The following is a 13,959-nucleotide window of genomic DNA, read 5'->3' on the forward strand; positions in this document are numbered from 1 at the left end:
AAGGAAAAATGGGACAGTGGAGTGGTACAGGGTATCCATTGCCAACTGACGCAACTGCAATAGCATTAACACGCCAGATTGATAAAGTTGCTTATGACGCTATAAGGGCAACCGGCGGTAATAATACAACGCGTGTAATAATGGTAGAACCGAATGGGCAAGGTAACCAGGGCATGATAGACGAGGTGTTTGCAACCAAAGCAAATTTACCGGGAGGCGGTTTAGATAGTTTCCTGGCTATTCAGGTGCATACTTACGACCCATGGGCTTTTTGCGGACAAACCGGCAGCAATACTGCTTTCCCCGGTAGTGCGGCGTTTACATCGGCAATTCAGAAAGTTGCGGCACATGCTGCAACCATAGATGTGCCGGTGAATTATGGCGAGTTTGGTGTAGGTAGAACCAACGGTACAGAGCGTAATACCGATGTTGTGCGTGATTATTATAAATTAATCAAAACTACTTGTATCGCTCAAAAAATGTCATGCACCGCGTGGGATGACAGGGGGTGGTTTGGGTTGATCTCTACTGGAGGTGGTACACCTGTTTTTGTTAATAATATTGTGCCTTATATGCTGCAGCCCTGATATACTAATTGCTTGCTGAACAGTCGGGAGCCATTAATAATGCCAGCTTAAGAACTGCGTATATAGAGATATAATTTAAGAGTTCGACACATATAAAAAGGCTTTATACTGGTAAAAAATCATTTTAGCTTCCTTTGCATTGTAAATACATTCGAAGCTAAAATTTTCATAATTAAATTGGCCTTTTAATTGAGAGTTTGCCGTTAGCGACTTGTCAAAACACGTTTTTATAAATTCGTTTATCGCAAAGAAAATTATACTTCAGGCTTCGTTGTTATTTCAAGAAAGGTTCAATAACAGGCGCAATTCGTGTTCACTTCGCTTTTTTCAACGGATGTTGAACCAGAGGCGTAAAAAATCTTTTCCGGCAGCAAGGCCCCAAACGCAAAGCATATGTCTTCACTGAGCCGGATCGTGGATGAACGCTTGATACAATGCTAATGAAAACAGCTTTTACTTAAATAACGGCTTCCCGTTTAATGCCTGTACCAGTACTGCCAGGGCCAGACAGCCATACAAGACACCGAAAAATTGTGTCCACCGTACGTTCTTTAAAACATAAAAAGCTATTAAAGGTAAAATTTGAAGGGCGTGCATCCCTATAAAGTGCGCAATGCGCGGATCCCCGAATTTTCGGCTCCAGTTCAAAAATGGCAGGCCGCGGCCGCCATCGGGTCCGCCAATAGTATGCGACATGCGCCCACCCATCACTGCTCCTTCCATTGCGAATACAACAAACAAAAATATGCCTATACGGATAGCCCACAGGTAGTGACCGGGCAACTCAGGGATGTCTGTCGTACAAAACAAGAGGCCGATGTAGCCGGTGTGCAAGGTAACGAAGGTCGCTGCCAATGCCATGCCGCTGTATAGTGCTGCATAAAGCGGTGAGCTCCGGTTATAATGCGATAATTCGCCGCGCCCGGCCTGGAGGGCGATGTAAATGAGTTCAAAAGCCAGTAACAAAATAGTGACCCAACTGTAAACACTTACCTGTCCCGGAAGTTTAAGATACCAGGTGTACCAGCCCATTGCCCAGCAAAATGACCCAATGGACAATGCAAATTTCAAAGGTTTATACCAGGCGTCTCGTCCCGGCAACCTGCACGGAACTTATTCGTGATAAAAGGAAAAAATGACCGAACTGATCAGGCAGACCAGTCCAAAATAGTATAATGGTTCATTCCTGAATTTCAGGACCGTGATAAAATCGCTCATGATCGATATGTTTTTAATTGTACATTTTTTTAATGACCGGCGAGGCCAATTTCTTTTTGATCTTCATCATCAGGAAATCAGGTGTAACGCGTGGCAGGTTGGAGATAAACCAGTTGTTGAAGCCCACTATCTTTTTACCCTTTCCTTTAAGCAGAAGATCGGCACCCACTTTAGCGACTATCATGGGGCTTACCGGCTTGTTGGTTTTATAGGCATTTGTACCCAGCATTTCCCTGGTAGTAAATGGGGTGTCCACAGGGCCGGGGCATAAAGTGTTAACTACCACACCGCTATCTTCCAGTTCGGCCGCGATGGTTTCAGAAAAAGCCAGTACGAACGCCTTGGTTGCAGAGTAAACCGAATAATAGGGGAAAGGCAAAAAAGATAAAAGTGAAGCGACATTCAGGATGCGGCCATAGGCATTTTCTTTCATGTCGTTGCCAAACAATTTAGTCAAAATGACGAGTGCGGAGATATTCAGATTGATCATTTGCAGCTCTTCCAGAAGCGGCGTTTCCATAAAATCTCCATAAACGCCCATCCCGGCGTTATTGACCAGCATGGTCACCTGCAGGCCGGCGGCTTTGACGGTCTCATATAATAGCACCGAGTTGGCCTCTTTGGATAGATCCTGATCAAATACCCATACCTGAACGCCATGCTCGTTTTCTAATTCCTTTTTCAATTCAGCCAGTTTTTGGGCGCTCCGGGCTACAAGCACCAGGTCAAGCTTTTGGGCTGCTAATAATTTGGCCATTTCATAGCCGATACCGGTAGATGCACCGGTCACCAATACAAGATCTTTCATGCTACAATTTATTAATCATTGTTTAATATTTGAACTATGTTCATTATTGATTCAAAAAAAACTTAGAGTTTCTTTAATATTTTTAAAAATTCTTCGTAACCAGCGTCAACGATGTGATTTGCATGATTCAGATGAACCCCGTTCGTGCGGTCGCTGATATGCAGACTGCACATGCCATGCACCAGGCTCCAGATCATAAAGGTCAACGGCTCCGGCTCATGCCCCTTAAAGTGGTTAGCCGCGATGCACTGCTCAACAGTCGTTTTCAAAACGGTGAATGCCGATATTCCCTCGTTCCATTCTTCGTTTTTGGCCTGATCCAAAACTTCCATCGGGGCTTTAAGCGTGAACATCAGCTCATACATGTCCGGATTCTCCATCGCGAACTTAATATAAAGCCGCCCCATAGCGATCAACCGTTCCATAGGATTTTCCACATGGGCCAATACTTTGAACAGGCCGCCTAACTGCGCGAAACCCTGGGTATGCAATTCGTTTAATATTGCGTTCTTATCCCTGAAATAAACGTATACCGTACCCACGCTGTAATCAATGCTTTTTGCGATACTGCGAATGGTGGTCTGCTCCACACCCTTTTCCACAAAAAGCTTCCGGGCGCTGTCCAGTATCAGCGACTTCAGCTGTTCTTTTTCTTTTGCTTTGCGGTCGGCAGTTCCCATGATCAATTAGATACAAATATAAATGAACATTGTTCAATAATGCAAGGCTGATTTAATTTTATTAATTTAGTAGAGCGCTTTTCTGAAAATACATTCTTATGGACAATCCGATAGAAAAATATATTTATCAGTATTTCAGTATCAGCATAGAGGATGCTAAAAAAGTGGCTGAATTGTTTAAACCGGAAAAGATACCTAAGGCGAATACTTTCTAAAAAGCGGTCGTTACTGTAATAAACTAAGTTTTATACATGAAGGGATGTTCAGGGTATACGTCAGTTTGCCCGACAGGAAGGTGACACAGTGGATCTGTGCCAGACTTCGCTACTTTCAATGCCTCTGCGAATTTTGAATGTATTATACAGACATAGGCGAACTCAGTTTGGGTAAGCAGGGTGTGTTTAAAGTTAATGGAAGCCATGACTGAAAGTACGGTATTCAGATCTTCGTAAATTAGGATAGGGTTTGTTGCTGAATAATAATTCGCGCAGCTTAACAGTAATTCAATTTCTTTTTCAACATTGTGTTGTTGTTTGCTGATGTAAATTGCTTTTCGGAGATAAGCGAGTTTGCCGGAATCACGGTATGATAAAAGGGCAGACAGCTATTGATAACCTTGGGATGGATTCACCTGCCCGTGATTTTTCTCAAACAAGCTCACAAGCGATTTTATCGATTCTTTTCTTTTTCCTTGTTGGCGATATAATTTGACGGAAAGAAATAAACATTCTGTTTGCCAGTTATAAAGTTTTTCCGTTATACTGAGCTTAGTGGCAGCACTCAAGCATGGCGCAGCTTTATTCAGGTCGTTTGGGCCTGAGCCAGGCTGATGGATGTAGAAAATTGTCAGCGTAAGTAGCAAAGGGATCTGTTTTTCTTCCTTTGGTTAAGACAGGGGACTTAGCCGCTGCAGAAACGTGAACTGCGTTGATCGTCGCTGCGTCTGAAATCGAAATCCGGTTTTCAAAATCTTCACTTTATGATACTAGAAACGGCAGCCCCGTTAGACGCCAGGCGATAGCCATCACACTTTCCGGGTCTCAATTATCTTGGCTGATGAAGTTTATAAACTGGTTGGTATTGGGCACCGTCAGCCGTTTTCGGGCTATACCGTAGTTCTTTCCCGGCAATGGTGCTGATGTTATTTGTCCCTGCTTGGATTTAAGGCAGACCGTAAACAAGAATAGTAACGCTATTTTAATAATCTGGTGAAATTATTTTGCCGACATATTTTTATTTTACTTCAGCGAGATATCTGTGTACAAGATTGATGGCCATCGATCCTTCCCCAACGCAGGAAGCTACCCTGCTCATAGCGCCCGAACGGACATCTCCGGCCGCAAAGATGCCCGGACAACTAGTTTCCAGAACAAATGGTTCACGGCGTAACTTCCAGCATTCATTAAACCCGTTCAATGCCCCGAGGGCTGGCCCCGTAGCTATAAATCCCTTATGATCTTTGATGATTTCCGGCCCAACCCATTCGGTGTAAGGTTTCGCTCCTATAAATATAAACAATGCTTCGGCTTTGTGGATGCTGGTTTGCTTTGTATTCCAGTTAAATAAAGCCAGTTCCTGCAATCTGTCAGTGCCACGGGCCTCCACAACCTCAGTTTTTCCAAGCAGGTGTATATTGGTGGTTTCCTGCAGCTGATCGATCAGATAGGTAGACATCGTTCCCACAAGTGTATCCCTGCGGATAATTACGTAAACATTACTTGCGAATTTGGAAAGGTGCATTGCCGCCTGTCCGGCGGAATTGCCTCCCCCGGCTATGTAGACTTCCTTATTTTTACAGGCCATGGTCTCGGTAGTCGCCGATCCGTAATAAATTCCGGCTCCGGTAAAATCTTCAATACCATTAACCTCCAGTTTACGATATTCTACACCTGTGGTTAAAACTATACTCCGCGTATTGATACAGCGTCCGTCCGCTAACATCAGTTTTTTATATCCCTGATGGTTGCTTATCTTTATTACCGCAGCGGGCGAAAGAAATTGTACGCCCAGGCGTTTAGCCTGTGTTAAAGCTCTGGTAGTAAGTTCCGCACCGCTTATCCCGGCCGGAAAACCGAGATAGTTTTCAATACGGCTACTGGTGCCGGCCTGGCCGCCCGGCGAATGTCTTTCTATCAGCAAAGTATTCAGCCCTTCGGACGCTCCATACACGCCTGCAGCTAGTCCCGCAGGTCCGGCACCAACTATAACTACATCGAAAACTTCGTTTTTTAGTTCGGGGCTGAGCCCCGTTTTTTCCGCTATCTGCTTTATATCCGGTTTGATCAGAAGTGTGCCGTCAGCAAAAAATATGACAGGCAGGTCTTTCAGTTCCAGTTTGTTCAGCGTGAGTATCTCTTCGCTGTTCTCGGTTATTTGCACATCTACCCATTGATAGGGCACCAGGTTTCCAGATAGAAATTCTTTGATTTCATGGGAAAGCCTGGAATATTGAAATCCAATTACTTTTATACCCGTAAATTTAGGGCGATAGTTTAATTGCCAAGCCTCAAGCAGACCATCTATCACCGGATACAATTTTTCAGCCGGGGGATCCCAGGGTTTAATCAAATAGTAGTCAAGCCTTAGCTCATTGATCGCATGAATAGCCACTTCCTTGTCTGCGTAGGCTGTGAGCAAAACCTTTTTGCTTCAGGAAAAAATTTGATGGCCTGCTTTAAAAATGCAACGCCTTCCATTTCGGGCATTCGCTGATCAGAGACATACATGGCTACTGCTTCTCCTTTGTTTCGGAGATCTAGAAGGGTTACAAATGCATCTTTTACAGACGTTGTGCCTATGATTCGATACTCGTTGCGATATTTATCTTTCAGGTCGCGTAAAATGACCCTCAGGACATGAGGATCGTCATCTATACAAAGTATAACTGGCAAGTTCATATATTGGGGTTTTGTGTTAAAAGATTTTAACTGTTTATTGGAATACAAACTATAAATTCTGTGCGGCCAGGTACGCTTTGGAGCGTAACAGTTCCGTCATGGAGCTTCACTATCCTCGACACAATGTCAAGTCCGAGGCCTGTGCCTTTGCTTATTGGTTTTGTTGAAAAGAAAGGATCAAAAACACGATCAGCAATACATGCAGGTATACCCATCCCATTGTCTCCAATGCTGACATATACAAATTTTCCGTCACTTCGTGTATTTAATTCAAGTACAGGAATCTGTGTATTTTCCATTGCATCAATCGCGTTGTCGATCAAATTTGACCAAACCTGGTTTAACTCACCAATCATTATTTTTACAAAAGGTATTTCCGTATCGAAATGTTGGATGACCTGAACATTTTTATCTTCCAGCCTGTATTTTAATGTTACCAGGGTATGCCTCAATCCTTCGTGTATATCAGCAAACCGCCTGTCATGGCTTTGATCAGCATGGATAAATGCTTTTACTGATTTTAGTAATGCGTCAATCTGCCCCGAAGCTTCTTCAATATCTTTTAAGAGCGTTTCTGCCACCAAATGACTATCTAACCAGTTGATACCTGATGATGCCCATTGCCCGGGGAGATAAGCAAGAAACCGGTCTGCATCTTCCTCCGTGAAGCCGAAGCCAGCGAAGTCATCTGCAGTATCCGATGCATTTTGAATATGCCTTCTTTCAAGCCAATAAACGAGTCGTGCTTCTCTTAAGCTTTTTTCCTGCATACTAAATGGCAATTGTTGCCGATGTGCTATAGCGCGTAGTATCAATGAATTGACAAAGCCGTCAAAACCGTCCGAAAGGCGTTCTGCTGCTACTTCCTCAAATGCTTGCCGCATATGTTGAAGCTGCCTTTGTAAAATGGCCACAGCCCTGAGTATTGCAGCAACAGGATTGTTCAATTCATGTGCCAACCCGGCATGAAGTCTTCCAAGTGCCGCCATTTTTTCATCCTGTTGCTGACGGGCTGTGATGTTTCTGACCCTGCTGCTCATTACATGCACCAGCGCTTGTGTGAGTTCAAACTGGGTGCAGATCATTTCAGTCATCATATTTGCCGGGAAAAGCAATATCTGGGTATTCTCTAAAGCTCTTCCATAAGCAAAATTGACCTTGCCTCTGGAAAATGGCAAATACCCATGAACAGATCCGGTCTCAGCACACGCGAATTCCCGCGCCTCCCCATTATTCAGTACGTACAGGCTTAACTTTCCGGAAATAAAAACATAAGTGAAGTCAATGGGCATACCTGGTTTAAAAAGCAGGTTACCTCCCAATATAATCCGGTTGGAACAACGGGATAAAAACCAGTCAAGCTGTTCCGCGGGAACATCGTTGAATGCCGCAAACGACTGCAATATTTCAATAGTAACCCTGGTCATACCGCTTTAAATTGAAGTTTCTTAAGCTCTGTGCAATATTGATTATGGAAAATACATTATCAGATATCGATTGTAGTACCAATGCCCATAAGGTGTGCATCTATTCCGGCTGATTTAAAAACCTCCAAGGTTTTTTGGTGATCTATTTTGATAAATCCGAAGGTGTCATAATGAACGCCTATCATTTTGTTTACCTTCAGCATTTCGCAGGCTTTGATAGCGTCTTCCACTCCCATGGTAAGGCCGTCCCCGATGGGTAACACTGCAAAATCGAGTTCAACCCATTCCGGCACCAATTTCATGTCGAGCGTTAAACCTGTATCCCCGCTATAGTAAAAGTTTCCATCTGGCGTATCGAAAGCAAAACCGCAGGGAATACCTGCATAGCTGCCATCAGGAAAACTGCTGGAATGTACAGCTGCAAATGATTTCACGAAACCGAAATCAAAAAGAATTTTCCGCCCGGATTAATAGGATGCGTTTTTTGCAAGCCCTGTTTGTTCAACCATTGGTAAATTTCCCAGTTTCCGAGTACCATGGCTCCCGTATTAGAGGCAATGCGCACCACGTCAGTAATGTGGTCGAAATGACCGTGTGAAACGAAAATGTAATCTGCCTTCAAGAGGTCAACATTGATAGCTGACGCAAGTTCATTGGGTGTGATGAACGGGTCGAAAAGTAAATTTTTCCCACCGGCAAAAACGGAAAAGCACGAATGTCCATAGTAAGTTATTTTCATAACGCATTTATTTATAAAACCACTATAGCTAAATATATGCCTGTTTTTTAAATGTTTGTTTATTAGTAAGTTGCGATTTGTCTTTCGAGTACTGAGTGCGATATTTCGTCAATTTTTCGCCTGTATTGATATTTCAATAATTCATTTTTGACGATATATAATATTTGCTCTAAGGCTGCCGTTGTTTCACCCCGGTATTCGTACTAATAAGCCGTGCTACGTAAACCGGCGCTTTTTTTAAAGCTCAACAATGTGTTTTGATTTCTTACCATTTGTGAATGGAGCGGCAATACGGTATGTCGAACTTTGTCGATTATAATAGTACGATATGAATACACATAAAAAAATCATTGACAAACAAAAGGCCTTCTTTGCTACCAATAGAACGAAGAGCTATGAATGGCGAATCGATCAGCTGGACAGGATGTCACTCATGTTAAAAGACAATATTGACGCATTTTACGCGGCGGTAGCCAGCGATTTTAAAACGGCTTTGCCCGAATTTGTACTGGAAGCAAATGCACCTATCCACGTGATCGAGTTTACAAAACTGCAGCTGAAAGACTGGATGAAAGCTGAAGAACGACCGCTGCCCCGGTTTCTATCAGAATCCGGTCATAAAGGGCATGTTTTCAGAGAACCTTATGGCGCAACACTGGTGATAGGCCCTTTCAATGCACCAGTTATATCGTTATTGCTCCCAGCTATAGCTGCGCTTTCAGCCGGCAATACGGTAGTCCTTAAACCTCATGAAGCAGCAGCAGCCACAAGCGCACTGCTGGAGAAACTGATCCCGCAGTATTTTGAACAGGAAGCGGTCGCCTTAGTTACCGGAGGCAAAGAGGAAGTTGAAAGTTTACTTAAACTTGCCTTTGATTTTATATTTTTTACCGGCAGCCCTAAAGTTGGAAAGGTCATCATGCGTGCCGCCGCTGAAAATCTTACACCTGTTATCCTTGAGCTTGGTGGACAAAATCCAGCAATCGTCGACAGAAACAGCAAACATCGCAGATGCGGCGAAAAAACTTGTTTGGGGAGCAACTGCATGGGGCGGGCAGTGGTGCACATCTCCGGGTTATGTTTACATTCACGAGTCAAAAGCTGAAGAGTTTATTGATGAAGCAAAAAAAGCATTGTTGTCTCTGTATGGGCCCGATCCGCAAAAAAACAGTGATTTTTCTAAAATAATCAACCCGGCGGAAGTGGACCGGCTTTTATCACTGATCGATCCTTTGAAAGTAATTGCAGGCGGAAACGCCGACAGGGAAAACAATTATATAGCCCCGACATTGATTTATCCTGCCGATTGGTCAGATAAAATTATGCAGGAGGAAATCTTTGGGCCTGTTTTACCGATAATTCCCTATCGTAATATCGGAGATGTAGTATCTTGTATTGAAAAAGCGCCAAAACCACTGGCTGCTTACATTTTCAGCAGGAATCAAGCATTGGTCGATCATCTTTTATCGACTTTGTCGTTTGGCGGCGGCGCGGTCAATCAAGCGAACGTTCATCTTTTTATCGTTACAATGCCTTTCGGAGGGGTGGGGCAATCAGGAATAGGGAATTATTACGGCAAACAAGGTTTTGATTCATTAACCCACGCCAAGTCTGTATTGGTGTCACCGGCTGATGAAAGTATTGAACATCTTTTCGCACCCTATACCCCGGAAAAGGCCCATGAATTAAACAAATGGTTTGAATATTAATTATAGGCTGAAGATGACCGTATTCAGAACGCGTGATAACCGTATTATCAGATCTGCGCACTTCTGCTGAATTGTTCCTTAGGCATTTACAATTTCATCAAATTGAATTTGTATCTGCGTTATACCAACTCGTTTTGACCTGTTCATAATCCTGCCAGGCTGCAACGTTATAGCCGTTGCAGCCTGCTGCTTTTTGGGGAAAAACCAACAAAATAGATTTTCTTCCGGCAAATCATTTAAATGATACTTTTGTTCGAAACTTTCGCAGGCGAATTTCTGAAGTTCGCTGCATGCGGATTGTTTAATATACTTTTGCGACTTTCTCCTCATTAATTCAGATAAATATTTTCATATTTTAAATATTCCGGATCAGCAGCCTGCATGCCAGTGCTCGGCCTTAAAAAATGATCATACACAAAGTCTTTTAAGTGAGTGTAGACAATTGTCGTTATATCGAGGCTACACTGCAGGATCACGAAATGTCGTTAGGTGGAAATGTTTTTTATATTTTAAATAATTGATAAACAGTGCTTTATTTATGTGGCATTAAATTCACCATTGATTGTTAAACAATTAACGTCATGGAAAATCAAACTCAACACAAGTACATTCAAATCAAAGGTGTTAACATTTTTTACAGGGAAGCCGGTCCTAAGGACGCGCCCGTTTTGGTATTACTGCACGGATATCCGAGCTCCTCTCACATGTTCCGGAATTTAATAGCAGATTTATCTGACAAATACCATCTGATCGCTGCAGATTACCCTGGATACGGAAGAAGCGAACAGCCACCTATAACGGACTTCGATTACACCTTTGATAATTTCGCTATTATTATCGAAGAGTTGCTCGAAACTTTAGGCATTAATAAATATAGCCTTTACCTGATGGATTATGGTGCGCCCGTTGGCTGGCGGTTAGCCTATAAACATCCTGAAAGGATCGACACCCTGATCGTACAAAACGGTTGCGCCTATGATGAAGGGTTGGAGGCATTCTGGGACCCGATTAAAGCATATTGGAAAGATAAAAACGACTTGGTTGCCGAAGAGACGTTGAAAGGTTTCCATAGCCCCGATGGGCTGAAATGGCAATATACTCACGGGGTGCCTGATGCAAGTGTCATCAGCCCGGATAACTGGGAGATTGACCTGCGTCATCTCGAGAGACCGGAAAATGGCAGGATCCAGCTCGACCTTTTTTACGATTACCAGACCAATGTTACGATGTATCCGCAATGGCAGGAGTATTTTCGCACTCAAAGTCCTGAAATGTTAATCGTTTACGGAAAAAACGATTATATATTTCCTGTTGCAGGAGCGGAAGCTTACAAAAAAGATGTAAAAAATCTGGAATATCATCTGTTTGACGCGGGCCACTTTGCATTGGAAAGTTCGGGTACTGAAATTGCCGGAGCTATCCGTGACTTCCTTGATAGGAAAGTCAAAAGGAATTAAAGTGTTCAATAGAAAGTAGCCGTATTTATTTGGTGCATCGATCCTTCCTTTAATATTTAGCAGATGCTATGATTTTGTTCGGGATTTCCCGCATCACTTTGGCTTTTCGCAAAATTGATGCAGGAATATGATGTTGTTAGCGGGCAGGAGTGTGAACCGCTGAGGTGGATGGTTGTCTCCCGAACTGTAACAAACAGTTAATCCGGCAACAGCTTAAGTATTAAACCGGGAAAAAAGCAACCATTAAAAAAAAGATATGACAGAAAATTTAAATGAGTCTCAATTGACGGCCATCTATATAGGCGGTCCGACTCTTGTATTAGAAATTGGAGGTTTAAGGATCATTACGGATCCTACACTTGATCCGGAAGGCACTTCTTTCAAGATTGATAACAAACTAACCATAAGCAAGCTTTCCGGACCGGCCACAAATGATGTCGGTGTCATTGATCTTGTTCTTTTGAGCCATGACCAGCATTCGGATAACCTGGATCATGCGGGGCGGGAATTAATGTTTAAAGTAGGACATACAATTACCACGCCGGCCGCTGCCCAGCGGTTGAAAAATGGAGCCTTAGGCTTATCCCCTGGGAAAATGTCGAAATAGATTTGCCAGACGGCCGGCAAATGACGGCAACCACTACACCAGCAAGGCACGGTCCATCCGGTACCGATGAAATGCAGGGTGATGTGACCGGTTTTGTGTTGCAGGTCAATGGCTCAAAAGAGTTTAGTCTCTACATCACGGGTGACACGGTATTTTACGAAGGGGTGTTGGAAGTTGCCAAACGTTTTGATCCGGATTACGTCTTTATCTTCGCCGGAGCGGCAAAGCCCAAGGGGCCTTTTAATGTAACCATGGACACGAACGATGCGATTGATACCGCTTTCTGTTTTCCGCGTGCCAGAATTATCCCTTTGCACCACGAAGGTTGGTCCCATTATACGGAAGGCGCAGAGGTTTTGGCGACTGCGTTCTCTGTACTTGATATTGGCAGTCGGCTCATGATTCTGGAAAAAGGACAGCCAACCCGCCTTAAGTTTAGTTAGTGGGAAATATTCAGTCTTTTGTTTCATTTATTACCATATGGTAATATTTCAGTTTTAAGGATTAGTGATGTTTGCCACGTCTTACGTTATCTCGGACACTATTGTTGATTCGTTGTAATAGTTCGATTTAAATTGTTATAAATTAAGTGATATGAAACAAAAATTTTGGTTATTCGGAACCGGTGTTGAGATCCTGAGCGACGAAAAGCAATCCGGCGGTCTTTACGACCTGATCGAGGGAACCTTTTCCCCGGAGTTGAGACACCTTTACATGTGCACAATCAATACTCCGAAAGCATATATGTATTGGAAGGTGAGTTTACTGTATACCTGGATGAAGAGGTAATCGTACTGAAACCAGGTGAAACGGCCTTTATACCTAAAGGAGCACCGCACGTGGTTGCGGCTTCGGCCCCTGTGCCCAGCAGAGGTATAACTATTTCATCTCCCAGTGGATTTGCAGAACTGATCCGACTGACGGGTATTCCGTATAAACCCGGGTCTGACGGCTCAGAAAAAAACGATATCGAATTGTTTATGGCAGTTTCTGAAAAACTCGGTGACGCTATCCTGGGTCCGCCGGGGGCAAGACCGGGCAATCAGGTGAATTAAGATGAAAAAAAACAAAAGATTGTAAACGCAATCTTTTGTTTTTTAATGAGATACTTGACCATGCCCGGAAATGGGAATTTTCACAAGGTTCTTTCTGATTCTGCTGAGAGACTGAGGGGTTATGTTTAGGTAAGAAGCAATATAATAGTTCGAAAACAAAATTAAAAGGTGAGGCTCTTCAGCGAGTAGTTTTTCATATCGCTGAGTGGCATTCATTGTCAGTAAAGTAAAGACCCTGTTATAGGCCACTATAAAAACTTTTTCATTAAGCAGTCTGGTCCATTTTTCATATGACGGTGAATGTTTAAGCAAAAATCTTACCTGTTTATAACTTAAACGTACAGCTTTAACTTCGGAAAGTGTTTCTATTCCCAAAGTTCCCGGCTTTCCGGTCAGAAAGCTTTTATAATCTACCATAAACAAGTTTTTGATATTACTTGAGGCATTATTGAAATGGAACAGCCAGGTGGTGGTTTTTCCTGTAAAATCTGTGTAAAAAGATCTGCCTTCTCCGGAAACGATGAAGTAAGCATATTTACTTACTTCGCCCTGTTTTAAAATAATATCACCTTTAGCAAAAGTTAATTCCTTGCAATTGTCGCTTATTAAATTAATAGTATATTCATCTAATTGGAGATCGCGATTAATGAACTCAATCAGAGAAAAGCCATATTTACTTTTTAAATCCATCATGTGCCTGATTTTGAATGTGAGAATCGGGCCTGGCTGAACATTTCTGCATTATCATTAATAAAAGTTATCCAAAAGCTTTTCA

15 protein-coding genes are annotated in these 13,959 nt (G+C 42.9%); 7 read left to right on the forward strand and 8 right to left on the reverse strand.

The annotated features are described in order from the left end of the window. The first annotated feature begins 8 nt into the window (after positions 1-8). Complete coding sequence (locus ACRQ5D_RS21970) at positions 9-587, forward strand: cellulase family glycosylhydrolase (RefSeq protein WP_432326592.1); 579 nt, start codon at positions 9-11, stop codon at positions 585-587. 453 nt (positions 588-1,040) lie between these two features. Here the strand turns inward: ACRQ5D_RS21970 and ACRQ5D_RS21975 are convergent, their stop codons facing one another. From ACRQ5D_RS21975 to ACRQ5D_RS22005, 7 genes are all read right to left on the reverse strand, one after another. Beyond that, entirely contained in the window at positions 1,041-1,658 is a 618-nt protein-coding gene (locus ACRQ5D_RS21975; protein ID WP_431200410.1) for a hypothetical protein, read from the reverse strand. Positions 1,659-1,818: 160 nt separating this feature from the next. Next, complete coding sequence (locus ACRQ5D_RS21980; RefSeq protein WP_091176319.1) at positions 1,819-2,613, reverse strand: SDR family NAD(P)-dependent oxidoreductase; 795 nt, start codon at positions 2,611-2,613, stop codon at positions 1,819-1,821. A 62-nt stretch (positions 2,614-2,675) separates the two neighbouring features. Continuing rightward, positions 2,676-3,293, reverse strand: a complete 618-nt coding sequence (locus tag ACRQ5D_RS21985) for a TetR/AcrR family transcriptional regulator (protein WP_091176317.1) — start codon at positions 3,291-3,293, stop codon at positions 2,676-2,678. Between the two features lie 1,233 nt (positions 3,294-4,526). Then, entirely contained in the window at positions 4,527-5,930 is a 1,404-nt protein-coding gene (locus tag ACRQ5D_RS21990; RefSeq protein ID WP_432326594.1) for an FAD-dependent oxidoreductase, read from the reverse strand. Positions 5,931-6,216: 286 nt separating this feature from the next. Beyond that, the gene (locus ACRQ5D_RS21995) at positions 6,217-7,617 is read right to left on the reverse strand and encodes an ATP-binding protein (RefSeq protein WP_091176314.1); all 1,401 of its coding nucleotides are present in this window, start codon (positions 7,615-7,617) and stop codon (positions 6,217-6,219) included. Positions 7,618-7,676: 59 nt separating this feature from the next. Beyond that, the gene (locus ACRQ5D_RS22000; RefSeq protein ID WP_432326596.1) at positions 7,677-8,051 is read right to left on the reverse strand and encodes an MBL fold metallo-hydrolase; all 375 of its coding nucleotides are present in this window, start codon (positions 8,049-8,051) and stop codon (positions 7,677-7,679) included. Next, positions 8,048-8,356, reverse strand: coding sequence for an MBL fold metallo-hydrolase (locus ACRQ5D_RS22005; protein ID WP_432326598.1), 309 nt, complete (start codon positions 8,354-8,356; stop codon positions 8,048-8,050). Before ACRQ5D_RS22005 ends, ACRQ5D_RS22000 begins: the two co-directional genes overlap by 4 nt. A gap of 328 nt (positions 8,357-8,684) precedes the next feature. On the opposite strand from ACRQ5D_RS22005, the gene ACRQ5D_RS22010 reads away from it, so the two are divergent. The 6 genes from ACRQ5D_RS22010 to ACRQ5D_RS22035 all read left to right on the forward strand — a co-directional run bounded on the left by ACRQ5D_RS22010 (position 8,685) and on the right by ACRQ5D_RS22035 (position 13,184). Beyond that, complete coding sequence (locus tag ACRQ5D_RS22010) at positions 8,685-9,461, forward strand: aldehyde dehydrogenase family protein (RefSeq protein WP_431200415.1); 777 nt, start codon at positions 8,685-8,687, stop codon at positions 9,459-9,461. After that, a complete protein-coding gene (locus tag ACRQ5D_RS22015; protein ID WP_431200842.1) occupies positions 9,361-10,065 on the forward strand; it encodes an aldehyde dehydrogenase family protein in 705 nt (234 codons plus the stop codon). The genes ACRQ5D_RS22010 and ACRQ5D_RS22015 overlap by 101 nt, the downstream gene beginning before the upstream one ends. 581 nt (positions 10,066-10,646) lie before the next feature. Next, on the forward strand, positions 10,647-11,522 hold the full coding sequence (locus ACRQ5D_RS22020) for an alpha/beta fold hydrolase (RefSeq protein WP_091176305.1): 876 nt from the start codon (positions 10,647-10,649) through the stop codon (positions 11,520-11,522). Positions 11,523-11,778: 256 nt separating this feature from the next. Next, positions 11,779-12,129, forward strand: a complete 351-nt coding sequence (locus ACRQ5D_RS22025) for a hypothetical protein (protein ID WP_432326601.1) — start codon at positions 11,779-11,781, stop codon at positions 12,127-12,129. A 20-nt stretch (positions 12,130-12,149) separates the two neighbouring features. Continuing rightward, positions 12,150-12,572 (forward strand): MBL fold metallo-hydrolase, encoded by a 423-nt coding sequence (locus ACRQ5D_RS22030; RefSeq protein ID WP_432326602.1) that lies wholly within the window; start codon positions 12,150-12,152, stop codon positions 12,570-12,572. A gap of 210 nt (positions 12,573-12,782) precedes the next feature. Continuing rightward, complete coding sequence (locus ACRQ5D_RS22035) at positions 12,783-13,184, forward strand: cupin domain-containing protein (protein ID WP_432329836.1); 402 nt, start codon at positions 12,783-12,785, stop codon at positions 13,182-13,184. A 42-nt stretch (positions 13,185-13,226) separates the two neighbouring features. Here the strand turns inward: ACRQ5D_RS22035 and ACRQ5D_RS22040 are convergent, their stop codons facing one another. Then, a complete protein-coding gene (locus ACRQ5D_RS22040; RefSeq protein WP_143020911.1) occupies positions 13,227-13,877 on the reverse strand; it encodes a Crp/Fnr family transcriptional regulator in 651 nt (216 codons plus the stop codon). Positions 13,878-13,959 lie beyond the last annotated feature (82 nt).

This window comes from Mucilaginibacter sp. P25 (genome assembly GCF_050859465.1).
In the GTDB taxonomy this organism is placed as follows: domain Bacteria; phylum Bacteroidota; class Bacteroidia; order Sphingobacteriales; family Sphingobacteriaceae; genus Mucilaginibacter; species Mucilaginibacter gossypii.

What these genes read in the sequence shown, in the direction of transcription:
- ACRQ5D_RS21970 (WP_432326592.1), top strand. Translation starts at nt 9, where the DNA reads ATGGGACAGTGGAGTGGTACAGGGTATCCATTGCCAACTGACGCAACT.
- ACRQ5D_RS21980 (WP_091176319.1), bottom strand. Translation starts at nt 2,613, where the DNA reads ATGAAAGATCTTGTATTGGTGACCGGTGCATCTACCGGTATCGGCTAT.
- ACRQ5D_RS21985 (WP_091176317.1), bottom strand. Translation starts at nt 3,293, where the DNA reads ATGGGAACTGCCGACCGCAAAGCAAAAGAAAAAGAACAGCTGAAGTCG.
- ACRQ5D_RS21995 (WP_091176314.1), bottom strand. Translation starts at nt 7,617, where the DNA reads ATGACCAGGGTTACTATTGAAATATTGCAGTCGTTTGCGGCATTCAAC.
- ACRQ5D_RS22005 (WP_432326598.1), bottom strand. Translation starts at nt 8,356, where the DNA reads ATGAAAATAACTTACTATGGACATTCGTGCTTTTCCGTTTTTGCCGGT.
- ACRQ5D_RS22010 (WP_431200415.1), top strand. Translation starts at nt 8,685, where the DNA reads ATGAATACACATAAAAAAATCATTGACAAACAAAAGGCCTTCTTTGCT.
- ACRQ5D_RS22020 (WP_091176305.1), top strand. Translation starts at nt 10,647, where the DNA reads ATGGAAAATCAAACTCAACACAAGTACATTCAAATCAAAGGTGTTAAC.
- ACRQ5D_RS22025 (WP_432326601.1), top strand. Translation starts at nt 11,779, where the DNA reads ATGACAGAAAATTTAAATGAGTCTCAATTGACGGCCATCTATATAGGC.
- ACRQ5D_RS22030 (WP_432326602.1), top strand. Translation starts at nt 12,150, where the DNA reads ATGACGGCAACCACTACACCAGCAAGGCACGGTCCATCCGGTACCGAT.
- ACRQ5D_RS22040 (WP_143020911.1), bottom strand. Translation starts at nt 13,877, where the DNA reads ATGATGGATTTAAAAAGTAAATATGGCTTTTCTCTGATTGAGTTCATT.